Source organism: Demequina soli (assembly GCF_000971195.1).
GTDB lineage: Bacteria > Actinomycetota > Actinomycetes > Actinomycetales > Demequinaceae > Demequina > Demequina soli.
This window is the reverse complement of sequence record NZ_BBLZ01000001.1, coordinates 397,576-420,352: the sequence shown is the minus strand read 5'-3', so window position 1 is coordinate 420,352 and position 22,777 is coordinate 397,576. Positions and strand designations below refer to the sequence as shown.

General features: G+C 71.5%; 18 protein-coding genes. 9 read left to right on the top strand and 9 right to left on the bottom strand.

Annotated elements, in window-relative coordinates; all coding sequences use genetic code 11:
- Positions 1–16 precede the first annotated feature (16 nt).
- The 5 genes from efeO to AOM04_RS01955 form a co-directional block, all read right to left on the bottom strand.
- On the bottom strand, positions 17–1,180 hold the full coding sequence (gene efeO / locus AOM04_RS01975) for an iron uptake system protein EfeO (protein ID WP_062461459.1): 1,164 nt from the start codon (positions 1,178–1,180) through the stop codon (positions 17–19).
- A gap of 52 nt (positions 1,181–1,232) precedes the next feature.
- Positions 1,233–2,096, bottom strand: coding sequence for an iron uptake transporter permease EfeU (gene efeU, locus AOM04_RS01970; protein ID WP_062461456.1), 864 nt, complete (start codon positions 2,094–2,096; stop codon positions 1,233–1,235).
- A gap of 179 nt (positions 2,097–2,275) precedes the next feature.
- Positions 2,276–4,057, bottom strand: coding sequence for an acetyl/propionyl/methylcrotonyl-CoA carboxylase subunit alpha (locus AOM04_RS01965; protein WP_062461453.1), 1,782 nt, complete (start codon positions 4,055–4,057; stop codon positions 2,276–2,278).
- A 183-nt stretch (positions 4,058–4,240) separates the two neighbouring features.
- Complete coding sequence (locus tag AOM04_RS01960) at positions 4,241–4,879, bottom strand: Maf family protein (RefSeq protein ID WP_062461450.1); 639 nt, start codon at positions 4,877–4,879, stop codon at positions 4,241–4,243.
- A gap of 74 nt (positions 4,880–4,953) precedes the next feature.
- Positions 4,954–6,606 carry an MFS transporter gene (locus tag AOM04_RS01955; protein ID WP_169816396.1) on the bottom strand — a complete coding sequence of 551 codons (1,653 nt, stop codon included), beginning with the start codon at positions 6,604–6,606 and terminating at the stop codon, positions 4,954–4,956.
- Between the two features lie 141 nt (positions 6,607–6,747).
- On the opposite strand from AOM04_RS01955, the gene AOM04_RS01950 reads away from it, so the two are divergent.
- Both AOM04_RS01950 and AOM04_RS01945 read left to right on the top strand, forming a co-directional pair.
- Positions 6,748–7,191, top strand: a complete 444-nt coding sequence (locus tag AOM04_RS01950; RefSeq protein WP_062461444.1) for a MarR family winged helix-turn-helix transcriptional regulator — start codon at positions 6,748–6,750, stop codon at positions 7,189–7,191.
- Positions 7,192–7,367: 176 nt separating this feature from the next.
- A complete protein-coding gene (locus AOM04_RS01945; RefSeq protein ID WP_169816395.1) occupies positions 7,368–7,820 on the top strand; it encodes a MarR family winged helix-turn-helix transcriptional regulator in 453 nt (150 codons plus the stop codon).
- Between the two features lie 13 nt (positions 7,821–7,833).
- On the opposite strand, the gene AOM04_RS01940 is transcribed toward AOM04_RS01945, so the two are convergent.
- Genes AOM04_RS01940 through AOM04_RS01925 form a run of 4 tightly spaced genes read right to left on the bottom strand, consistent with a single transcriptional unit; the run spans position 7,834 to position 10,906 of the window.
- Positions 7,834–8,445: a SanA/YdcF family protein gene (locus AOM04_RS01940; RefSeq protein WP_062461438.1), complete on the bottom strand. Its 612-nt coding sequence runs from the start codon at positions 8,443–8,445 to the stop codon at positions 7,834–7,836.
- Positions 8,446–8,452: 7 nt separating this feature from the next.
- Positions 8,453–9,079, bottom strand: coding sequence for a SanA/YdcF family protein (locus tag AOM04_RS01935; RefSeq protein WP_062461435.1), 627 nt, complete (start codon positions 9,077–9,079; stop codon positions 8,453–8,455).
- Position 9,080: 1 nt separating this feature from the next.
- Positions 9,081–9,329 (bottom strand): acyl-CoA carboxylase epsilon subunit, encoded by a 249-nt coding sequence (locus tag AOM04_RS01930; protein ID WP_082104286.1) that lies wholly within the window; start codon positions 9,327–9,329, stop codon positions 9,081–9,083.
- Entirely contained in the window at positions 9,326–10,906 is a 1,581-nt protein-coding gene (locus AOM04_RS01925) for an acyl-CoA carboxylase subunit beta (protein ID WP_062461432.1), read from the bottom strand. The genes AOM04_RS01930 and AOM04_RS01925 overlap by 4 nt, the downstream gene beginning before the upstream one ends.
- A gap of 49 nt (positions 10,907–10,955) precedes the next feature.
- On the opposite strand from AOM04_RS01925, the gene AOM04_RS01920 reads away from it, so the two are divergent.
- The 7 genes from AOM04_RS01920 (at position 10,956) to AOM04_RS01890 (ending at position 22,743) form a co-directional block, all read left to right on the top strand.
- Positions 10,956–11,798 carry a biotin--[acetyl-CoA-carboxylase] ligase gene (locus tag AOM04_RS01920; RefSeq protein WP_228373586.1) on the top strand — a complete coding sequence of 281 codons (843 nt, stop codon included), beginning with the start codon at positions 10,956–10,958 and terminating at the stop codon, positions 11,796–11,798.
- Between the two features lie 274 nt (positions 11,799–12,072).
- Positions 12,073–14,472 carry a glycoside hydrolase family 3 N-terminal domain-containing protein gene (locus AOM04_RS01915; protein WP_156160561.1) on the top strand — a complete coding sequence of 800 codons (2,400 nt, stop codon included), beginning with the start codon at positions 12,073–12,075 and terminating at the stop codon, positions 14,470–14,472.
- Between the two features lie 150 nt (positions 14,473–14,622).
- On the top strand, positions 14,623–15,039 hold the full coding sequence (locus tag AOM04_RS01910; protein ID WP_062461425.1) for a hypothetical protein: 417 nt from the start codon (positions 14,623–14,625) through the stop codon (positions 15,037–15,039).
- A 201-nt stretch (positions 15,040–15,240) separates the two neighbouring features.
- A complete protein-coding gene (locus tag AOM04_RS01905) occupies positions 15,241–18,225 on the top strand; it encodes a glycoside hydrolase family 3 C-terminal domain-containing protein (RefSeq protein ID WP_062461422.1) in 2,985 nt (994 codons plus the stop codon).
- A gap of 286 nt (positions 18,226–18,511) precedes the next feature.
- Entirely contained in the window at positions 18,512–20,950 is a 2,439-nt protein-coding gene (locus AOM04_RS01900) for a glycoside hydrolase family 3 C-terminal domain-containing protein (protein ID WP_062461419.1), read from the top strand.
- Between the two features lie 22 nt (positions 20,951–20,972).
- Complete coding sequence (locus AOM04_RS01895) at positions 20,973–21,713, top strand: GtrA family protein (RefSeq protein ID WP_228373585.1); 741 nt, start codon at positions 20,973–20,975, stop codon at positions 21,711–21,713.
- Between the two features lie 10 nt (positions 21,714–21,723).
- Positions 21,724–22,743, top strand: coding sequence for a glycosyltransferase family 2 protein (locus AOM04_RS01890; protein ID WP_062461416.1), 1,020 nt, complete (start codon positions 21,724–21,726; stop codon positions 22,741–22,743).
- Positions 22,744–22,777: the final 34 nt, after the last annotated feature.

Genomic DNA, 22,777 nt, shown 5'->3' with positions numbered 1-22,777 from the left:
GGGCCGTCGCCGTGCGTCACAGCACCGCCGCGGCGGTGAGGCGCGACAGCGGCTCGCTGAGGGCGTCGACCGAGCGCGCGAGCTCGACGATCTGGTCCTCGGTGAGGTCCGTGTACAGCGCGAAGCCGTCGTCGATCGAGCCGTGCTGGGCAAGCAGGTCGTTCAGCTCGGAGAAGCGCGAGTCGAGCTCCTCGACCAGCGCCGGGTCGGTCTCGGCCACCACGTCGTGGAGCACGCCGTACGCCACGGAGGCGCCGTCGACGTTGGCCTGGAAGTCCCACAGGTCGGTGTGCGACCAGATCTCCTCCTCGCCGGTGATCTTGCCCTTCGCGACCTCGTCGAGCAGCTCCTTCGCGCCGTTGCCGATCTGCGACGCGGTGATCGTGAAGTCGTCGGCGGCGACGCGGGAGGCGAGCTCGGCGGTGTCGGCCGCGAGCTTGTCGGCGAGGTCCTGGCGCTCGGCGTCGGTGAGGTCGTAGCCCTCGGCCGGCGGCCACAGGTTCTTCTCGATGCGGTGCCAGCCGGTCCACGTGTCGCCCTCGGCGAGGTCGGCCTCGCGGGCGTCCATCATGGGGTCGAGGTCGCCGAAGGACTCGGCGACCGGCTCGACGCGCTCCCAGTGGACGCGCGCGTCCGCGTACAGGGCGCGCGCCTGGTCGTCGTCGCCGGCCGTGTAGGCCGCGAGGAACGCGTCGGTCTTGTCCTGGAGCGTCTGGATCTGGTCGCGCACGTACAGGAGGTACTGGTCGCCGGCGGCGGTGAGCGCCTCCGCGCGGTCGCCCGTGGCGACGTCCTGGCCCGAGTCCGTGACGGTGAACGCGGCCTGGACGCCGTCGCCCGTCATGCCGGGGCGGCACTGCGTGAGGTAGTCGCCGGGCGCGACCTGGGCCACGAGCTGGCGCGTGATGCCGGGGCCGACGTTCTCGACCTCGGTGATGATGCGCAGGCCGTCGGAGGCGAGCACGTAGAACTCGGTGACGTCGTCGCCGGAGTTGGTGACGTCGAAGACCACGGTGCCGGACGGCACCTCGGTCGCGGAGACGGTGCAGGCGTCGTTGCTCGAGTCGACCGTGATGGCCTGGTCGGAGGCGGCGGCGTTGGGCACGCACGCGCTGAGCGCGAGGGCGCTCAGGACGGCTCCGGAGGCGGCGGCGGGGCGTGCGAGGGCAGGGCGAGGCATGGGTGTCCTTGTGTCTCGTCGGGAGGGTGGGGTGGGACGATGCGGGGGAGGGTCAGGCGCCGGCGGTCGCGGGGGCCTGGGCGGGCTGGGGAGCACGCGCGGGCGCGGGCGGGCCGGAGCGGAACGCCGTGCGCACGAAGAAGAACATGACCGGGATGACGTAGGCGGTCCAGACGACGGCCTGGAGCACGGTGGTCTGCGGTGACAGGTTGAACACGCCGGTCAGCAGCGTGCCGTGGACCGAGCCGGCGGGCACGGCGGCCGAGATGTCGAAGGCCAGGTTGTTGAGGCCGGGCAGGATGCCGGCCTCCTGGAGGTCGTGCACGCCGTAGGCGAGGACGCCCGCGGCCACGAGCACGAGGAAGACGCCGGTCCACTGGAAGAACACGCGCAGGTTGACCTTGACGGCGCCGCGGTACATGAGGACGCTGAGGCCCACCGCGGTGACGATGCCGAGCAGGGCGCCGACGATGGGCTCCCACGACGAGCCGGCCGAGGTGATGCCGGCCCACAGGAACAGCGCCGTCTCGAGGCCCTCGCGGCCGACCGCGAGCACGGCCATGGCGACCACGGCGCCCTTGCCGACGGCGATCGCGTTCTCGAGCGCGCCCTCGAGGTGGCCCTTGAGGTGGCGGGCGGTCTTGCCCATCCAGAAGATCATCCAGGTGATGAGGCCCACGGCGGCGATGCTGAGCGTGCCGCCGATGGCCTCCTTGGCCGCGAAGCTCAGGCCCTGCGGGCCGAGCGTGAGGAGCGCGCCGAAGCCGATCGAGACGCCAGCGGCGAGCCCGACGCCGAACCACACCTGGCGCAGGAGCGCCCGGCGGTCGGTGCGGACCAGGTAGGCGACGAGGATGCTCACGACGAGCGCGGCCTCGAGGCCCTCGCGCAGGCCGATCAGGTAGTTGGCGAGCATGGTCGCGCCTTCCGTTCGGGGGACGGTAAGGCGTGCCTTACCCGTGCTGACGCGAGACTATGGTCCCGGGCGCTGGGCTGTCAAATTTAGCGAACCTCGCTGTTGCGTAATTCACCGGAGGCGCCGCATCGTACCTGGAAGGTGGACGATGCGGCGGTCGCGCGGGCGCGACGGGACGGTCAGGCCTCGGCGTCGACGATCTCGCAGATCGCGGTGCCGGCGGACACGCCGCCACCCACCGCGGCCGCGAGCGAGCGGACCACGCCCGCGCGGTGCGCGGTGAGGGGCTGCTCCATCTTCATGGCCTCGAGCACCACGACGAGGTCGCCCTCGGCCACGGTCGCGCCGTCCTCGACGGCGACCTTGACGATGGTGCCCTGCATGGGGGACGCGAGGGTGGTCCCGTTCGAGGTGCGGCCCGCGCCCGTGCCGTTGCGGCGCATCGGCCGGCGGCCCGCCTTGCGGGCGTTCGCGCGGCCGGCCTGCGCGAGCGCGGCGGGCAGGACCACCTCGAGGCGCTTGCCGCCGACCTCGACGACGACGCGCTCGGTGGCGGCCTCCTCCGCGTCGTCCGTCGCGACCGACGCGGGGGTGAGCGAGGCGACGGTCGCGGCGAAGCCGGACTCGATCCAGGTGGTGTAGACGCCGAAGGTGCCGTCGGCGGCCGTGAACTCCGGCGCGTCGAGCACGGCGCGGTGGAACGGCAGGACGGTCGGGATGCCCTCGACGGTCATCTCGGCGAGCGCGCGGCGGGCGCGGGCGAGGGCCTGGTCGCGGGTCGCGCCCGTGACGATGACCTTGGCGATCATCGAGTCGAAGTTGCCCGACACGGTGTCGCCCTCGGCCACGCCGGCGTCGACGCGGACGCCGGGGCCGGACGGGAAGCGCAGGGTGGAGATGCGGCCCGGGGCGGGCATGAAGCCGTTCGCCGGGTCCTCGCCGTTGAGGCGGAACTCGATCGAGCAGCCGCGCGTGACGGGGCGCAGGTCGGCGATCGAGCCGCCCGCGGCGACGCGGAACTGCTCGAGCACCAGGTCGACGCCGGTGACCTCCTCGGTCACGGGGTGCTCGACCTGGAGGCGCGTGTTGACCTCGAGGAAGCTGATGGTGCCGTCGATGCCGACGAGGAACTCGCACGTGCCGGCGCCCTGGTAGCCGGCCTCCTTGAGGATCGCCTCGGAGGCCTCGATCAGGCGCGCGTTCTGCGCGTCCGTGAGGAACGGCGCGGGCGCCTCCTCGACCAGCTTCTGGTGGCGGCGCTGGAGCGAGCAGTCGCGCGTGGAGACCACGACGACGTTGCCGTGCGCGTCCGCGAGGCACTGGGTCTCGACGTGGCGCGGCCGGTCGAGGAAGCGCTCGACGAAGCACTCGCCGCGGCCGAAGGCGGCGACGGCCTCGCGGGTCGCGGAGTCGAACAGCTCGGGAATCTCCTCGAGGGTGCGGGCGACCTTGAGGCCGCGGCCGCCGCCGCCGAACGCCGCCTTGATCGCGACGGGCAGGCCGTGCTCGCGTGCGAACGCGACCACCTCGTCGGCGCTCTCGACGGGGTCGGGGGTGCCGGGGACGAGCGGGGCGCCGGCGCGCTGCGCGATGTGGCGCGCGCTGACCTTGTCGCCCAGCGCGTCGATCGCGGCGGGGGAGGGGCCGATCCACGTGAGGCCGGCGTCGATGACCGCGCGGGCGAAGTCGGAGTTCTCGGCGAGGAAGCCGTAGCCGGGGTGGACCGCCTCGGCGCCCGAGCGGCGCGCGGCGTCGACGATCTTCTCGATGTCGAGGTACGTCTCGCGGGCGGTCGAGCCGCCGAGCGCGTACGCCTCGTCGGCGAGCGACACGTGCGGGGCGTCGCGATCCGGGTCCGCGTACACCGCCACGGAGCGCAGGCCCGCGTCCGCGCACGCGCGGATGATGCGGACGGCGATCTCGCCACGGTTGGCGATGAGCACGGAGGAGAAGGCAGTCACCCCGAAACCGTAGCGCGGGGTCTCGCGCCCTCCCCGGCGCGTCGCCCTCCCGGGACCTAAGTCTGTGCCCGGCTCTAAGCGCGCACCCCCCGTTTTGTCGAGTCTCGACAACAACACGCGGGACGATGCGCGGCTAGGGCCGCGCGGGTTGTGCCGCGCCTACAAATCCGCGGGCCGGGGTGGTCAGGCGCGGAGGTCGTGGAACGCCACGTCGAGCTCGGCGAGGAGCTCGCGCAGCAGCGGCAGGCTCACGCCGACGACGCCGTGGTAGTCGCCCTCGATGGCCTCGACGTAGGGGCCGCCGAGGCCGTCGACGGTGAACGCGCCCGCGACCTTGAGGGGCTCGCCGGTCGCGACGTACGCCTCGATCTCCGCGTCCGTGAGGCGCGCGAACCTCACGACCGTCGAGGAGGTGGCGCCGAGCGTGCCGGCGGTGCCTCCCTCGCGGTCGTCGATCAGCCAGTGCCCCGTGTGGAGCACGCCCGTGCGGCCGCGCATCGCGTGCCAGCGCGCGATCGCGTCGGCAGCGTCGGCGGGCTTGCCGAGGATCGCGCCGTCGAGCTCGAGCATCGAGTCGCAGCCGAGCACGATCGCCTCGCACTCGTACTCGGCGACCACGTGCTCGGCCTTGGCACGCGCGAGGGCGAGCACCGCATCGGCCGGGCTCAGGGCCTCGCCCGCGGCCTCCGCCGAGGCGCGTGCCGCCTCGAGGGCCGCGTCCTCGTCGACGTCCGAGACGATCACGTCGGGCTCGACGCCCGCGGACCGCAGGGTCGCGAGGCGGGCGGGGGACTGGGAGGCCAGGAGGAGGGGGACGGGCATGGCAGCGAGCCTAACCGCAGACGACGCGACGCCCCCGTCCCCGGAGGGGGCGAGGGCGTCGGGCGGGAGCGGGTTCAGGCGAGGGGCTCGCGCGCCTCGGCCTCGGCCGCGTCGGAGGCGAGCTCGGCCTCGAAGGCCTCGTCCGCATCGTCCACGGGCTCCGCGCTCAGGGACCTCTCCCCGCGCGGCAGCGCGACCAGCATGATGAGCGCGGTGACACCCGCGATGATCGCGGAGATGAGCATCGCGTGCTGGTTGGCGTCCATGAACGCGGCCTGGGCCGCCTGCGCGATCGACGCGCCGGCGTCGCCCATCTGGCCCGCGACGGACATGGCGCCCGCGAGGGAGTCGCCGACATAGCCGGCGGCCTCGGCGGGGAGCTGGTCCGCGACGGGCGCGATGTTCGAGGCGTAGGCGTTCGCGATCATCGAGCCGAGCACCGCGATGCCGAGCGAGGCGCCGAGCTCGCGCGTCGTGTCGTTCATGGCCGAGCCCATGCCGGAGCGGTTGCGCGGCACGGAGGACATGAGCATGTTGGTCGCCGGGGTCATGACGAGGGCCATGCCGAGGGTGACCGTGCTCATCGCGACGAGGAAGTCCCAGTACGACGGGACCGTCGGCCACGTGGTCATGAGCAGGAAGCCGCCGGCGATCACGACGAGGCCGGGCACCACGGTCCAGCGCGTGCCGACCTTCTCGACGAGCTTGGGCACGAGCGGGCCGACGAGCATCATCGGCAGCATCGACGGGATGAAGGCCACCGAGGTGGTGATCTCGTCGTAGCCCATGACGAGCTGGAAGATCTGCGTCATGCCGAAGAAGGCGCCCATCATCGCGAAGAACGTGAGCGTCACCGAGATGACGGACAGCGAGAAGCGCGAGCGGCGGAACAGCGAGAGGTCGAGCATGGGGTGCTCGACGCGGTTCTCCCACGCGATGAACAGTGCGAGGCAGACGCCCGCGGCGACGGCCGCGACCACGGTGAGGGTGTCGTCCCAGCCGTGCGAGGGCACCTCCATGATCGTGTAGACGATGCCGGCGAGCGCGACCGTGATGAGGAACCCACCGACCCAGTCGACGGGCGTGCGCTTCTCGTCCACCGACTCGGGGACGATGCGCGCGGTCACCGGCAGCGCGACGAGGCCGAAGACCGCGCCGAGCAGGAACGCCGCGTGCCAGTCGAAGAAGTGCAGGAGCACCCCCGTGAGGACCGAGCCGAACATCATGCCGACGCCCGCGACGGCGGACCAGATCGCGATCGCCTTGGGGCGCTCCTTCGAGGGGAACACCACGTTGACGAGCGACAGCGTGGTGGGCATGACGAGCGCGCCGCCGATGCCCATGAGCGCGCGGGACGCGATGAGCTCGCCGCCGGTCTGCGCGAAGAACGGCGAGTAGATCGACGCGATCACGAAGATCGCGAGGCCGACCATCATCACCCTCTTGCGGCCGTAGCGGTCGGCGATGGCGGCGGCCACGAACAGCAGGGAGGCGAACACGAGGGAGAACGCCTCGACCACCCAGGTGAGCTGGAGCTGCGTCATCTCGAACTCGACCGCCAGGTCGGGCAGGGCGAGGTTGAGGCTCATGTTCGCGATCATCGCGGTCATGAGCGCGAAGCAGAGCGTCGCGAGGATCGCCCAGCGGCGGCGGTAGGTCGACTCGGCGATGCCCTCGGCGAGGGCGTCCTCGAGGCTCGACGCCGGCGCGGCGGGTGTCTTGGGCACGGAGGTCTCCTTGAAGAGGTGGGCGGGGAGGTCACGCCATCGGGACATCCGCTACGATAATTCAGGTGAAGCGAACAATCAAGTTCGTGTAGGGCGAAGTAATGGGCGCCGGGCATGGCCCGGCCGGAGCGAGGAGGGCCGATGACCCGCGAGGGCACCGTCGCCGAGATCCTGGACCTCCAGGGCCGCCTCATGCGCGTCTCGATGCGCCGCCACTCGCGCACCCTCATCCACGAGTCGATCACGCCCGTCCAGTTCCAGCTCCTCATGTGCCTGCACGGGAGCCCCGGCATGCCCACCTCCGAGGCGGGCGACGCGACCGGGCTGCGCCCGAACATCGCGACGGGCGTGGTGCAGCGCCTCGTCGAGCGCGGCTGGGTCGCGCGCGAGCCGTCCCTTGAGGACGGCCGGGTCCGGCTGCTGTCGCTCACGGACGACGGCGTCGCGCTCGTCGGCCAGGCGGTCGACGACGCCGAGCGCGTCTTCGTCGAGCACCTCGATGCGCTCAGCGACGAGCAGGTCGAGCAGCTGCGCGGCATCCTTGCGACGATCGTCGCGGACGCCGGCCCCGACGCCGCGCGCTGACGAGGCGCGCCGGGTCCGTCGGCCGGGCTCGCGCCGGGGGTCGTCCGCGGGCAGGATGTTGCTTGACGAGTCGCCGATCATCGCGGAGTCGCGATCCTTTCGGCGCGGCGGGACAAATCGCCTGAATAACGTGGCTATAGTGAAATCCGCCGCTGATCACGGCGATGGGGGGAAGAATGATGAGCGATCGTGAGGAGCTGTTGGAGGCCGCGACCGACGCGCTCGTGGTGTTCCTGCGGCGATCGGTCCCGCGCACCGCGGAGACCGTCTCGAACCTGGGGCTCACGCTGCACCAGTTCCGCGCGCTGGTCATCCTCTACGCGGAGGACGGCTGCACCACCACCGATCTCGCGGACGCCGTCGGGGTGCACCCGTCGGTCGCCACGGGCATCGTCCAGCGCATGGTCCAGCGCGGCATCTTCGAGCGCCACGAGGACGCCGTCGACCGCCGCATCCGTCGCCTCACGCTCACGCCGATGGGCCGCGAGCTCGCGGGCGAGGTCGTCGGCGACGCGCGGGTCCAGCGCCGCCGCCAGCTCGCCGCGCTCGACGAGGCGCAGCTCGAGCAGGCCAAGGTGCTGCTCGACGCGATGATCGCCGGCCTCGAGCACGCCCGCACCCCCGTCTGACCCGGGCGAGCCCTCAGCGGGGCGCGTCGCGCGGAGCGACGGTGTCCCGCGCGATCTCGAGCGCGGCCTTCCACGTGGCCGGCAGCTCGCGCCCGTATCCGATGAGGGTGTGCCGCCGCGCGAGCACCGGCGGGTACGCGCCCTGCGCGTCGAGGCCGACCGACCGGCACAGCCACATCGCGCGCGGCAGGTGGAACTCCTGCGTGCACACGATCACGCCGGCGAGCCCGAGGCGCTCGCGCGCGTTGCGGGCGGACGCGCGTGTGTCGTGCCCGGACCCGTCGACGAGCAGGTCCGCCTCGGGCACCCCCAGCGCCAGCGCGGTGCGCGCCATCGCCTCGGTCTCGTCGAGGCCCTCGCGGTTGCGGGCGGCACCCGTGAGCAGCAGGCGCGCGACCAGGCCGCGGTGGTACAGCGCGGCGCCCGCCTCCACCCGCTGGCGCAGGAACCGCGACGGGCGCCCGTCGGGCCACACCCGCGCGCCGAGCACCATCGCGGCATCCGCGGCGCGGAACGTCGCCGCGGATGCGGGGTGTCGGTCTCCCAGGGACGATGCGCGGGCGTAGGCCTGCGGTGCGGCGAGGGCGCCGACGGTCGCGGCGGCGAGGGGGAGCAGGGGCTTCACCCGTCGATCATCCCGCGGGCGTGCGGCCGCGCGCGAGGTCGAGCATCGCCTTCGCGACGGCGGGCACCTCGCGCGCGTGGCCGTAAAGCGTGTGCGTGGTGGCGGTCGGTGGCGGATACGCGCCCTGCGCGTCCATCCCCACCCGGTCGCACAGCCACACCGCGCGGGCGACGTGGAACTGCTGGGTCGCGACGATCACGGAGGTCATGCCGTAGGCGTCGTGCGCGCGTGCGCAGGAGGAGTAGGTGTCGAGCCCCTGCGGGTCCTCGACGATCGCGTCGGCGGGCACGCCCATCTCCTCGGCCAGCGCCCTCATGACCGTCGGCTCGCCGTGGCCGGACGAGTCGTCGCCGTCGCCGCTCATCAGGAGCGTGTCGACGATCCCGTCCCGGTAGAGCCGCACGCCGACCGCGACGCGGTCGCGGAGGTAGGGCGACGGGGATCCGTCCGCGTAGACCCGCGCGCCCAGCACCAGGGCAGCGTCGGCGTGAGAGAAGCCGGACGATGCGGCGGGCTCCACCGCGGGGGCCGCCTCGGCGGTCACCACGAGCCAGGGCAGCGCCGCGAGCGTCGGGACGGCGAGGAGCACGGCGAGCTTCCAGCGGTGCCGCCGGTCGATCCGCGCCCGCGCCATGTCAGCGCAGCGAGTGGCGCCAGGCGGCGTCGCCGCGCGCGAGCGGCAGGGGGCCGCGGTAGCCGCGCAGCGTGCGCGACCGGTCCATCCACGCCGAGCGCGGGCTGCCGGGCTCCTCGCCCTCGTCCGCGGCGACGGCCGCCATCGCGGCGGCCGCCGCGACCAGCGCCGCCAGCTCCGCCTCGTCCGGCGTGCCCCGGACCACCCGCAGCCCGGCCGCGGCGCCCGTCAGCGCATCGTCCTGCGTCACAGCGGGATGTTCCCGTGCTTCTTGGGCGGCAGCGCGGCGCGCTTGGTGCGCAGCGCGCGCAGCGCCCTGACGATCTCGGCGCGGGTCTCGGAGGGCTCGATGACGGCGTCGACGTAGCCGCGGTCGGCCGCGTCGTACGGGTTGACGATCCGGTCCTCGTAGTCCTCGACGAGCGCCTGGCGCTCCGCCTCGACGTCGCCGCCCTTGGCCTCGACGTCCGCGAGCGTGCGGCGGTGGAGGATGTTGACCGCGCCGCCGGCGCCCATCACCGCGATCTGCGCGGTGGGCCACGCGAGGTTGACGTCCGCACCCAGCTGCTTCGAGGCCATGACGATGTACGCGCCGCCGTAGGCCTTGCGCGTGATCACGGTGATGAGCGGCACGGTTGCCTCGGCGTACGCGTAGATGAGCTTCGCGCCGCGGCGGATGATGCCTTGGTGCTCCTGGTTGACGCCCGGCAGGAAGCCGGGGACGTCGACGAGCGTGACGATCGGGATGTTGAAGGCGTCGCACGTGCGCACGAAGCGGGCGGCCTTCTCGGAGGCGTTGATGTCGAGCGTGCCGGCCATCTGCATCGGCTGGTTCGCGACGATGCCGACCGAGTGGCCCTCGACGTGGCCGAAGCCGACCACGACGTTCGGGGCGAACAGGGGCTGCACCTCGAGGAACTCGCCCTCGTCGACGATCGCCTCGACGAGGCTCGTCATGTCGTAGGGCTGGTTGTCGCTGTCCGGGACGAGCGTGTTCAGCGCGAGGTCCGCGTCGGTGACCTCGAGGTCCGCCTCGCCGTCCCACGTCGGGGCCTCGGTGAGGTTGTTCTGCGGCAGGAACTGGATGAGGTGCTGGACGTACTCGATCGCGTCGTCCTCGTCCTGTGCGAGGTAGTGCGCCACGCCCGACTTGACGTTGTGGGTCTGGCCGCCGCCGAGCTCCTCGAACGTGACGTTCTCGCCCGTGACGGACTTGATGACGTCGGGGCCGGTGATGAACATCTGCGAGGTGCCGTCGGCCATCACGATGAAGTCGGTGAGGGCGGGGGAGTAGACCGCGCCGCCGGCGGACGGGCCGAGGATGATCGAGATCTGCGGGATCACGCCCGAGGCCGCCACGTTGCGGCGGAAGATCTCCGCGAACTGGGTGAGGGCCGCGACGCCCTCCTGGATGCGCGCGCCGCCGCCGTCCGAGATGCCGATGAGCGGCACACCCGTGCGCAGCGCGAAGTCCTGGATCTTCGCGATCTTCTGGCCGTGCACCTCGCCCAGCGAGCCGCCGAAGACCGTGAAGTCCTGGCTGTAGACGGCCACCTGGCGGCCGTCGATGGTGCCGTAGCCGGTGACCACGCCGTCGCCGTAGGGACGGTTCCGGTCGAGCCCGAAGTTGCGGCTGCGGTGGCGGGTCAGGCGGTCGAGCTCGGTGAACGAGCCCTCGTCCAGGAGCAGCTCGACGCGCTCGCGGGCGGTCTTCTTGCCGCGCGCGTGCTGCTTCTCCTGGGCCGTCGCCTCGGGGGTGGTGACGGCGGCGTCGACCTTCTTGCGCAGCTCCTCCAGCGCGGACGCGGTGGACTTCGTCGGCCTCATGGGTGACACGGTTCTCCTTGGGGTCATGACTGCCCGATAGCCTAGCCCGGTGACCACGCCCGGAGCCGACGCCATCGCCTCGTCGCGTCGGCCGTTGAGCGAGGACTCGCTCGCGGCGCTCGTGCCGGGCACCCTGGCGCGCCTCGTCGTGGTGCCCACGTCGCCCTCGACCAACACGCGCCTGCTGGCGTCGGCCGCGTCCGCACCCGCCGAGTGGCCGCACCTGTCGGCGCTGGTCGCCGACCACCAGACCGCCGGCCGCGGCCGCGCGGGCCGCGCGTGGGTGACCCCCCAGGGCGCCGCGCTCACCGCGTCGTTCCTGCTGCGGCCGTCGCACGTCGACCGCGCGGACTACGGGTGGGCGCCGCTCGTCGTCGGGCTCGCCACCGTGCGCGCGCTGCGCGGCCTGGGCGTCGGGGCGTGGCTGAAGTGGCCCAACGACGTCGTGGTCGAGGCGGGCGCGCGCGAGATCCCCGGCTGGGGGCGCTGGCGCAAGGCCGTGGGCATCCTGTGCGAGACCTTGGTGGACGATGCGATCGTCGCCGGGATCGGCATCAACGTCTCCCAGGCGCCGGCCGAGCTGCCGGTGCCGCACGCCGCCTCCCTCGCGTCGCTCGGCGCGACATCGCTGGACCGGGTGGCGCTCATGCGGGCGCTCGCGGGCGAGCTGCGCGGCGCCGTCGCGATGTGGGACGCGGGCGCCTCGATGCGCGGCGACATCGAGAAGGTCACCGCCACGCTCGGCTGGGACGTCGCGGTCGACGTGCCCGGTTCGGTGCCGGTCGCGGGCCGCGCGGTCGCGCTCACCGACGACGGCGCGCTCGTGGTGCGCACCGTGTCGGGCGAGGAGCGCGTGGTGATGGCGGGCGACGTCAGGGTCCGCCGGGGCTGAGGCGCCCGCCGCCCGATCACGGGCCGGTCGCGCTCCGGTAACGGAACGGTCACGGCGCACGCCGCTCGGCGCAGAACGTGCGCCCGACGCGACAGGTTGTGCGACCCGGGGCCGGGTCCCGACGGCCCGCTGATTGACTCACGTCAAGCACCGCGGAGGCATGCCCGCCGCGGGTGCCAACCACGACCGCGCTCGCCGCGGGAGAAGCTGACCAGCGCCGCTGGTCGATGAGAAGAAACCGATGGAGTCAACGATGACGAAGGGGACATTGCGCATGAGGCCCATGCAGATCAGGGGCGCGGCGGCATTCGCCGGCCTGGGGATCGCGATCACGCTGGCAGGCTGCTCGGGGACGTCGTCCGACGACGCCAGCTCGAGCGCGGACGCGTCCGCCGCCGGCGGCAGCTACACGACGCGCGAGGTCACGGACGGCAAGACGTCGTTCGTCGAGGTCACGAACCCGAACGGCGGCGCCACGCTGTCGTACGGCGCCGACAGCGGCATCACGCTGCTGGAGGAGGAGGTCGACGGCTCGACGCTCGCGTTCAAGGACATCAACAAGAACGGCACGCTCGACACGTTCGAGGACTGGCGTGTGGACGCCAAGGACCGTGCGGCGGACTACGCCGACGACCTGACGATCGAGCAGATCTCCGGCATGATGCTGTTCAGCTCGCACGAGCGCTCCCCCGCGGACGGCCTCACCGACGCGCAGAAGGAGTACCTCGACGCGTCGCACCTGCGCAACGTGCTCAACGCGGGCGGTTCCGACGTCGCCGAGAACGTGACCTGGGTCAACGCGATGCAGGCGTACGTGGAGTCGCTCGGCACCGCGGAGACGCCCTACGTGCCCGCGAACTTCAGCTCCGACCCGCGCTCCGAGGCGCAGTCCGGCTCGACGTACACCGAGACCGGTGCCGGCGTGTCGCTGTGGCCGTCGGTGCTGGGTCTCGCCGCCACGTTCGACGCGGACACCGTCGAGGCGTTCGGCCGCGTCGCTTCCGAGGAGTACCGCGCGCTCGGCATCACCAACGCGCTCAGCCCGCAGATCGACCTCGCCACCGAGCCGCGCTGGCTGCGCGTGTCCGGTACCCTCGGCGAGAACGCCGAGCTGTCGCAGGAGCTCGCCGCCGCCTACGTCAAGGGCTTCCAGAGCACCTATGACGAGGACGGCAACAACGTCGGCTGGGGTCTCGAGTCCGTGCCGACGACCATCAAGCACGCGCCTGGTGACGGTGCCGCCGAGGGCGGCCGCGAGTCCCACACGTTCGTGGGCAAGTACGAGGTGTTCCCGGGCGGCAACATCGACGAGCACGGCTCGGTCTTCGAGGCCGCCAAGGACTCGCTCGGCCTGATGACCGACTACTCGATCCAGCTCGACGGCGACGGCAACCCGCTGTTCGGCGACGAGGCGATCGGCACCGCCTACAACAGCGAGACCCTCAAGTACATCCGCGAGGAGCTCGGCTACGAGGGCGCGATCGTCACCGACTGGGGCGTCATGTCCTCGGCGAACGACGAGGGTGCGTTCTTCGGCACCGGCTGGGGCATCGACGACATCGCTCCGGTGGACCGCTACGTGCGCGTCCTCGAGAACGGCGTCGACATGTTCGGCGGCGTCAACGACGCGACCCTGGTCCTCGAGGCCGCGACCAAGTGGGACGAGAAGTTCGCCAAGGGCGAGGAGACGGTCGACGCCGCCACCCGCTGGCAGGAGTCGGGTGCCCGCATCCTCACCTCCTACTTCGCGCCCGGCCTGTTCGACAGCCCGTACCTCGACCTCGACAAGTCGCTCGAGACCGTCGGCTCCGAGGCCAACGTGAACGAGGGCTTCCAGGCCCAGCTCGACTCGGTGGTCATGCTCAAGAACGACGGCGCGATCGCCGCGGGCACGGACTGGTCCGACAAGACGGTGTACATCCCGCACACCTACGACATCGGTCGCGACGGCCTCTTCGGTCCGGGCACCTACACGGAGGGCGGCTCGCTCGACATCGCCGCCGCCGAGGGCATCTTCGGCACCGTCCTCACCGACGAGGTGAAGCTCGACAAGGACGGCAAGGTGGTCTCCGAGACCGCCCCCGACCTCACCGATGTCGATGCGGTGCTCGTGGGCCTGCGCTCGCCGAACAACGGCGACCCGTTCTCCGCGTCCGGCTTCGACACCGAGACCGGCGAGTGGTACCCGTTCTCGCTCCAGTGGGCGCCCTACACCGCCGACGGCGACAACGTGCGCAAGGTCTCGATCTCGGGTGACACGCTCGAGGACGGCACCAAGGAGAACCGCTCGTACTTCGGCCACACCTCGCAGATCACGAACGAGGCCGACATCAAGGCCTTCGACCGTGCCGTCAAGGCCGTCGAGAAGTCGGGCAAGGACATCCCGGTCATCACCGTCGTCAAGGCCAACAACCCGGTCGTCCCGGCCGAGTTCGAGGCCAAGTCCGACGCCGTTCTCGTCGGCTTCGGCGTGAGCGACCTCGCGACCCTCCAGGTCGCGGCCGGCATGCACGAGCCCCAGGGCCGCCTGCCCATCGGCTTCCCGGCCTCCATGGACGCCGTCGAGGCGCAGCAGGAGGACGTCGGCGAGGACATGGAGACCTGGGTCGACTCGGCCGGCAACGACTGGAAGTTCGGCTTCGGCCTCAACTACTCGGGCACCATCTCCGAGTAACCCGCACCACCCCCCGGGTCGTGGCCGGCGGCACCTCCGCCGGCCACGACCCACCCGCCGTAGGTCCCTCGGGCCACCTTCCTCACGGAAGGTACGGTGGGCGACCCGGCCGCGCGATCACGCCGTGGCTCGCACAGTTAAGGAACAGACATGATCACCACGAAGCTGAAGGCCACCGGCCTCGCTCTGCTCATCGCCGCCACCGGCACGCTCGGCCTCACCGCCTGCTCGAGCGACACCACCGACACTGGCGCGTCCGCCGACACCGCCGCCACCGAGCAGTCGACGGTCGACGTCGCCGCGGACCTCGAGCTCGCGCGCACCACCGTCCTCGACGCGCTCGCGGACGACGACTGGGCGCAGGTCATGCTCGCCAGCGACGTCACCGCCCCCACCATCAAGTACGGCCTCATGGTCATGCCGTACGTGGCGTCGGACGCCTCGTCGCGCGTGCAGGGCACCATCACCATCGACGGTGGCGACTTCACGATCGAGGCCGACTCGGCCGCGACCGGTCAGACCTGGCAGATCGACCAGGACGGCACCATCACCGAGGTGACGGAGTAATCCGCACCGTCGCGTCGTGAGACCGCCCGCCGCGGCCCGCCCCTCGGGGCGGCATCCGCGGCGGGCGTCCCCGGGCCCTCGGCACGGGCACGACGCATCCCGCCAGCGGTGGGGGCGTGCGCGTCACGCGCACGTGCTGGCACGGAGGACGGCGATGCCGCCCGTCCCCGCCCATCCCTCAGCCAAGCAAGGAGACACGAAGTGAACGCCCGTCCGCGCAAGGACGCCGCGCCCGCAAGGAAGCGGATGTCCAACAAGAAGTACCTGTCCATCTGGATCCCCGTGCTGTCGCTGGTCACCATCGTGACCGTCGTCGCCAACATGGCTCTCGTCATCGCGGGCGGTTGGGTCGCGTCCCAGCTCGGCAACGGCACCTACACATTCACCAACTCGGCCGAGTCCGAGGGCTGGGACACCTCGTACTACGAGTCCGACTATGCGGACATGGACGCGGTCGACGTCGCGGCCAAGGACCTCGTCGAGGAGATCGCCGCCGGAGGCATGGTCCTCGCCAAGAACGAGGGCGGCGCGCTGCCGCTCGCGTCCGGTGCGCAGGTGACGATGCTCGGTCGCGCGGCCGCGGACCCGGTCTTCGGCGGCGCGGGCTCCGGATCGGTCGACACCAACTCCGCGGTCACCCCGCGCGCGGGCCTCGAGAACGCCGGCTTCGGCGTCAACGACCAGGTGTACTCGACCATCGAGGCGTTCGCCGCGGAGAACACGCGCGGCCACATCGAGATGGACCAGCCCGACATCTCGACCTACAACATCGGCGAGCTGCCGGTCGACCAGTACGAGGCGCAGGCCTCGACGTTCGCCGACTACGGCGACGCCGGCATCGTCTTCATCGGCCGCCCCGGCGGCGAGGGCGGCGACCTCACCACGGACATGACCGGGTGGGACGACAACGCCATCGAGGGCCAGCACCAGCTCGAGCTCAACCAGGACGAGAAGGACCTCATCGCGCTCGCGAAGGAGAGCTTCGACACGGTCGTCGTGGTGGTCAACGCCTCCACGACGCTCGAGATGGGCGACCTCCAGGACGACCCGGGCGTCGACTCGATCATCCTCGCCGGCTCGCCCGGCGCCAGCGGCTTCAACGCCCTGGGCGGCATCCTCGACGGCGACGTCAACCCGTCGGGCCGCACCGTCGACACGTGGGCCGCGGACTTCACCGCCGACCCGACGTTCGCCAACTTCGGCAGCTTCATCTACGACAACATCGAGGCCTCCTACCCGGTCTCCGCGACGGAGTCCGCGACGTCGAACGCGACCGTCACCTCGGACGCGCCGTTCTTCAACTACGCCGAGGGCATCTACTTCGGCTACCGCTACTACGAGACCGCCGCGGCCGAGGGGTTCATCGACTACGACAAGTCCGTGGTCTACCCGTTCGGCTACGGCCTCAGCTACACCGACTTCGCCTGGAACGTCACCGACACCCAGGCCGGCGCGACCGACGGCACCATCGCCGTCACCGTCGAGGTCACCAACACCGGTGACGTCGCGGGCCGCGACGTGGTCGAGCTGTACTACTCCGCGCCGTACACCAAGGGCGGCATCGAGAAGCCCGAGGTGGTGCTCGGCGACTTCGCCAAGACCGGCATGATCGAGCCCGGCGCGTCCGAGTCCGTCACCCTGGAGGTCGCGGTCGAGGACATGGCGTCGTACGACTACATGACGAACCAGGCGTACGTCCTCGAGGCCGGCGACTACGACCTCACCGTCCAGACCGACTCGCACACCGTCGCGGCCGGCACCGAGCCCTTCACCTACACCGTCGACTCCGACGTGGTGTACGCGGGCGACGACCACCGCGCGTCCGACGCGTCCGCCGTCACCAACGAGTTCGACGACGTCTCCGCCGCGTTCACCACCACCGGCGAGGCCGGCAAGATCCCGGTGTTCTCGCGCGCCGACTTCGCGGGCACCTTCCCGACCGCCCCCACGGGCGACCAGCTCACCGCGTCCGAGGACACCGTGAAGCGCTTCGAGGCGTGGGACGCCGAGGCGGCGGCCGCGGCGTTCGAGGGCGACAAGCCCACCACCGGCGCCTCGTCCGACCTGTCGCTCATCGACATGCGCGGCCTCGCCAAGGACGACCCGAAGTGGGACGAGCTGCTCGACTCGCTCACGGTCTCCGAGATGACCGACATGCTGCTCAACGGCGCCTACCAGACCGCCGCCATCGGCTCGATCGGCAAGCCCACCACGCTCGAGCCCGACGGCCCGGCCGGCTTCTCGTCCTTCATCAACTCGTCGATCAACGGCGTGGCCTACCCGTCCGAGGTCCTCATCGCGCAGACGTGGGACGTCGAGCTCGGCAACGCCATGGGCACCATGCTCGGCAACGAGGCTCTCCAGAAGGGCATCAACGGCTGGTATGCGCCCGCCGCCAACCTCCACCGCTCGCCCTTCGAGGGCCGCGCGTTCGAGTACTACTCGGAGGACCCGGTCCTGTCGGGCTCGATGGCGACCTCCGTCGCCAACGGCGTCGCCACCAAGGGCGTCTACGTCACGCTCAAGCACTTCGCGATGAACGAGCAGGAGACCAACCGCGTCAACAACGGCCCGGCCACCTTCGCGACCGAGCAGACCATCCGCGAGGTCTACCTCAAGCCCTTCGAGATGGCCGTCAAGGGCGTCACGATGGACGTCAAGTACCTGTCCGACGACCAGGGCACCGTCTCCGAGACGACCATCGGCCTCGGCGGCGTCATGAGCTCCTTCAACCGCATCGGCGCCACCTGGGCCGGCGGCTCCGAGGCGCTCATGACCAACGTGCTGCGTGACGAGTGGGGCTTCGAGGGCTTCACGATCACGGACTTCAACCTGTACCCGTACATGAACCCCAACCAGGGCATCAGCGCGGGCACGGACCTCACCCTGACGTTCCAGCCGTCGAAGTCCTTCCAGGACACCTCGTCGGCCAAGGCGGTCACGGACATCCGCAACGCGACCCACAACATCCTGTTCACGGTCGCCAACTCCAACGCCATGAACGGCCTCGCCCCGGGCGCGACCGTCGACTACACGCCGCCGACCTGGGTGGTCGTCCAGATCGCCGCCACCGGCGTCGTGGGTGTGCTGGTCCTCGCCGGCGGATTCATGGTGGTCCGCCGCGTGCGCCGTCACCGTGAGGTGTCGGTGGTCGTCGAGACCACGGACGCGGTCGCTGCCCGCTGATCCGACACACGATGCGCACCGGGGTGCCCGGACCGTTCTCCACGGTCCGGGCACCCCGGTGGTGCATCCGCCCTGCTCCGCAGCGGTCCGTGACAGAACGTGCGGCCGCGCGGGCAGGTTGTGCGAGGGGGCTCGGGGTCCCCCCGCGGCTCCTGCTTAATGGAGTCACAGCACTTCACCTGGGGCGCGGGAGCGTCGTCGTCGACACCCCGCCCGCCTCACCCGTCCGCCGCCCGGACAACGAAGCCGGGACTGGGGCGCGACGGACCAGAAAGGAATCACCACGATGACCGACGAGCTCACCCTCCTCGAGAAGGCCGCGCTGCTCAGCGGCGCGAGCGTGTGGGAGACCCGCGCCGTGCCCCGCGCGGGGATCCGCGCGATCAACCTCTCCGACGGGCCCCACGGGATCCGCAAGCAGCTCGGCTCCGGCGACCACCTCGGCATCAACGGCTCGGCGCCCGCGACCTGCTTCCCGACCGCCGCGACCGTCGCCAACTCGTGGGACGTCGACCTCGCCGCCCAGGTCGGCGAGGCGCTCGGCGCCGAGGCCGCCGCGCTCGACGTGGATGTCGTGCTCGGCCCCGGCCTCAACATCAAGCGCAGCCCGCTGTGCGGCCGCAACTTCGAGTACTTCTCCGAGGACCCGTTCCTGTCGGGCAAGCTCGCCGCCGGCTACGTGCGCGGCATCCAGGCGCAGGGTGTGGCGGCGTGCCCCAAGCACTTCGCCGCGAACAGCCAGGAGCACCGCCGCATGGCGAGCGACTCCGTGGTCGACGAGCGCACGCTGCGCGAGCTCTACCTGTCCGCCTTCGAGATCGTGGTCCGCGAGGCCGCCCCCCAGGCGATCATGTCCTCGTACAACAAGGTCAACGGCGCCTACGCCCACGAGAACGCCCACCTCCTCCAGGTGATCCTGCGCGACGAGTGGGGATTCGACGGCGCGGTCGTGTCCGACTGGGGCGGCTCCAACGACGCCGTCGCGGCGGTGGCCGCGGGCGGCACGCTCGAGATGCCGTCGCCGGGTCTGGACTCCGCTCGCCAGCTGGTGGCCGCGGTGACCGAGGGTCGACTGTCCGAGGCCGACCTGGACGCCCGCGTCGCGGAGATGCGCGCGCTCGTCGAGCGCATCGACCCGTCGCTCGCCCGCGTCGCCGACGCCGAGGCGCACCACGTCCTCGCGCGCCGCGTCGCCGAGGCCAGCCACGTGCTCCTCAAGAACGACGACGCCCTGCTGCCGCTCGCCGCGGGCACGCGCGTCGCCGTCATCGGCGACTTCGCAGAGACCCCCCGCTACCAGGGCGCCGGATCCTCGCTGGTCAACCCCACGCAGGTGACCACGGCGCTCGGCGCGCTCGACGCATCGTCCCTCGAGGTCACCCGTTACGCGCAGGGCTTCCGCCGCCACGGCGGCGCGGACGAGGCGCTCGCCGCTGAGGCCGTCGCCGCGGCGCGCGAGGCCGACGTGGTGCTGATGTACCTGGGTCTCGACGAGACGAGCGAGTCCGAGGGCAACGACCGCAGCCACCTCGAGCTGCCGCTCAACCAGGTCGAGCTGCTCAACCGCGTGCGCCAGGCCACCGACCGCATCGTCGTGGTGCTCTCCGCGGGCTCCGTGGTCGAGATGGACTGGATCGACGACGCGCGCGCGATCCTCCACGGCTACCTGGGCGGCCAGGCGGGCGCGGAGGCGACCGTCAACGTCCTCACCGGCGCCGTCAACCCGTCGGGGCGCCTCGCCGAGACCTACCCGATCGCGCTCGAGGACAACCCGAGCCACGCCTACTACCCGGGCCGCGCCGAGGTCGCCGAGTACCGCGAGGGCCTGTACGTCGGCTACCGCTACTACACGTCGGCCGGCATCCCCGTGCGCTTCCCGTTCGGCTTCGGTCTCAGCTACACCACGTTCGCCTACGGCGACGTGACGGTGGACGATGCTGGCGTCACCTTCACGGTCGAGAACACCGGCCCGGTGGCGGGCGCCGAGGTCGCCCAGGTGTACGTCGGGCGCGTCTCCAACGGCGTGCACCGTCCCGTCCGCGAGCTCAAGGGCTTCCGGAAGGTCGCGCTCGAGCCGGGGGAGCGGGCCACCGTCACCGTCCCGTTCGACGGGTCCACGTTCCGGCACTACAGCGTCGCGCGCGGCGCGTGGAGCGTCGAGGCGGGCGAGTACGAGGTCGCGGTGGGGGCGTCCGTCGAGGACATCCGCGGCAGCGCGACCCTGCGTGTCGCGGGGGACCCGACCACGATCGACCGGCGCGCGGAGCTGCCGTCCTACTACGCGGCGACCGTCACGGACGTCGACGACGCCGAGTTCGCGGCGCTGCTGGGCCGGGCGCTGCCGCGCCCCACCGCCGGACGCGTGGACCTCGACGCCAACTCGCCGCTGCTCGCGATGCACGAGGCGCGCAGCCCGCTGGCGCGCGTCGCGGCCCGCGCGCTGCGGTCGCTCATCGCTCGCTCGGAGCGCAAGGGCAAGCCCGACCTCAACCTCTACTTCCTGTACAACATGCCCTTCCGGGCAATGGCCAAGATGACCAACGGCGCGATGTCCACCGAGATGGTCGACTCGATCGTCACGCTCGTCAACGGCCGGCACCTGCGCGGCATCGGCGGGATCGTGTCGGGCTTCGTGCGCAACGCGCGCGAGTCCAAGCGCCTCGCCGCCGACCTCGCCTCCACCGCCACCCCGACCACCCCCGAGCCCGCCGCCGCGCAGGCCTGAACCGACCAAGGATCCACCACTCATGTTCAAGCCCATCGTGCGCGCGTGGCAGCGCTTCGAGGAGAAGCGCCCCGGAACGGCGCAGTTCCTCATGTTCTTCGTGTTCTCCAACGCTGTGACGGCGCTCCAGCTCCTGCTGATGCCGCTGCTCAAGGCGTGGCTCGACACCACCCAGCTGCTCGACACGGCCTTCCAGGTGCTCCCGGTCGGCTCCAACGTCGACGGCTCGCAGTACTTCATGTTCGACTACGCGGCCGGCGCGATCTCCGACGGCGGTGGCGGCGGCCTGTCGTACTTCCTGTCGGTGCAGATCACGCTCGCGATCGCGCAGATCATCAACTTCTTCCTCCAGCGCAACGTGACGTTCAAGTCGAACACCTCGGCCTGGAGGGCAGCGTTCTGGTACGTCATCGCGTACATCGCGATCACGTTCGTCGCCGCCGCCGCGCAGGGCTTCTACAAGGCGCCGCTGTACGACTTCTTCATGAACACGCTCGACTGGGGCTCCACGGGCCAGACCATCGCCGACGTCCTCGTCATGGTGATCAACTCGGCCATCTCGTTCTGGGTGTTCTTCCCGATCTTCAAGATCATCTTCAAGCGCGTTCCCGACGAGGACCAGGCAGGTCTCGAGGACGCTCAGCAGGGCGGTATCGTGGCCGCTCACGATGGCTCGACCGGCACCACGCCGGTCCCCGCCGCGGCCACCGAGCTCGAGGGAGCGGGTGTCGACGCGACGCGGGACGGCGGCCGGGAACGGTAAAGGAGCCGTCATGCACCCCACCCTCACGGTGGTCGTCCCGTCGTACAACGCGGAGGGATGGCTGGAGCGTTGCGTCGACTCGCTGCTGATCGGCGCGGAGGACCTCGAGATCCTCATCGTGGACGACGGCTCGACCGACGGCACCGCCGCCATGGCGGACCGCTACGAGGCGGCCCACCCCGGCATCGTCCGCGCGATGCACAAGCCCAACGGCGGGCACGGCTCGACCATCAACGTCGGCATCGACGTCGCCCGCGGCCGCTACCTCAAGGTGGTCGACGCGGACGACTGGGTCGACGGACGCGCGTTCGCGGCGCTGCTCGACACGCTCCGCGGCTTCGTCGCCGCCGAGCGCCCGATCGACCTGGTGCTGTCCAACTTCGTCTACGAGAAGGTCGGGCGGCGGTACAAGCGGGCGGTGCGCTACCGCAACGTGCTGCCCCGCGAGAGGGTGTTCGGCTGGGACGAGGTCGGGAAGTTCCGCACCGGGCAGTTCCTCATGATGCACTCGCTCGTGTACCGCACCGACCTGCTGCGCGAGTCCGGGCTGCGGCTTCCCGAGCACACCTTCTATGTGGACAACCTGTACGTCTACCAGCCGCTGCTGCACGTCGAGACGATGTACTACCTCGACGTCGACCTCTACCGGTACTTCATCGGCCGTCCCGACCAGTCGGTCAACGAGGCCGTGATGATCCGCCGCATCGACCAGCAGCTCAAGGTCAACCGGCTGCTCATGGACGTCGAGGTCAGCCCCTACGACGTGCCGCCGGCCCTGTACGCCTACCTGCTGCACCACCTGCAGGTGGTCTGCGTGATCTCGTCCACCATGCTGCTGCGGTCGGGCCGCGACGAGGACTTCGCCCGCAAGGTCGAGCTGTGGCGCGAGCTGCGCTACGACGACCCGGAGGTCTACCGCCGGCTCAAGCGCGGGGCGCTGGGGCGCATCGTCCACCTGCCCGGCAAGCCCGGCCGCAAGGCCGCCGTCGCCGCCTACCGCGGCGCGTCCTGGGCGCTCGCGCTCAACTGACGCGGGCGCGCCTCCCGCGCCCCGTCCGCCCCCG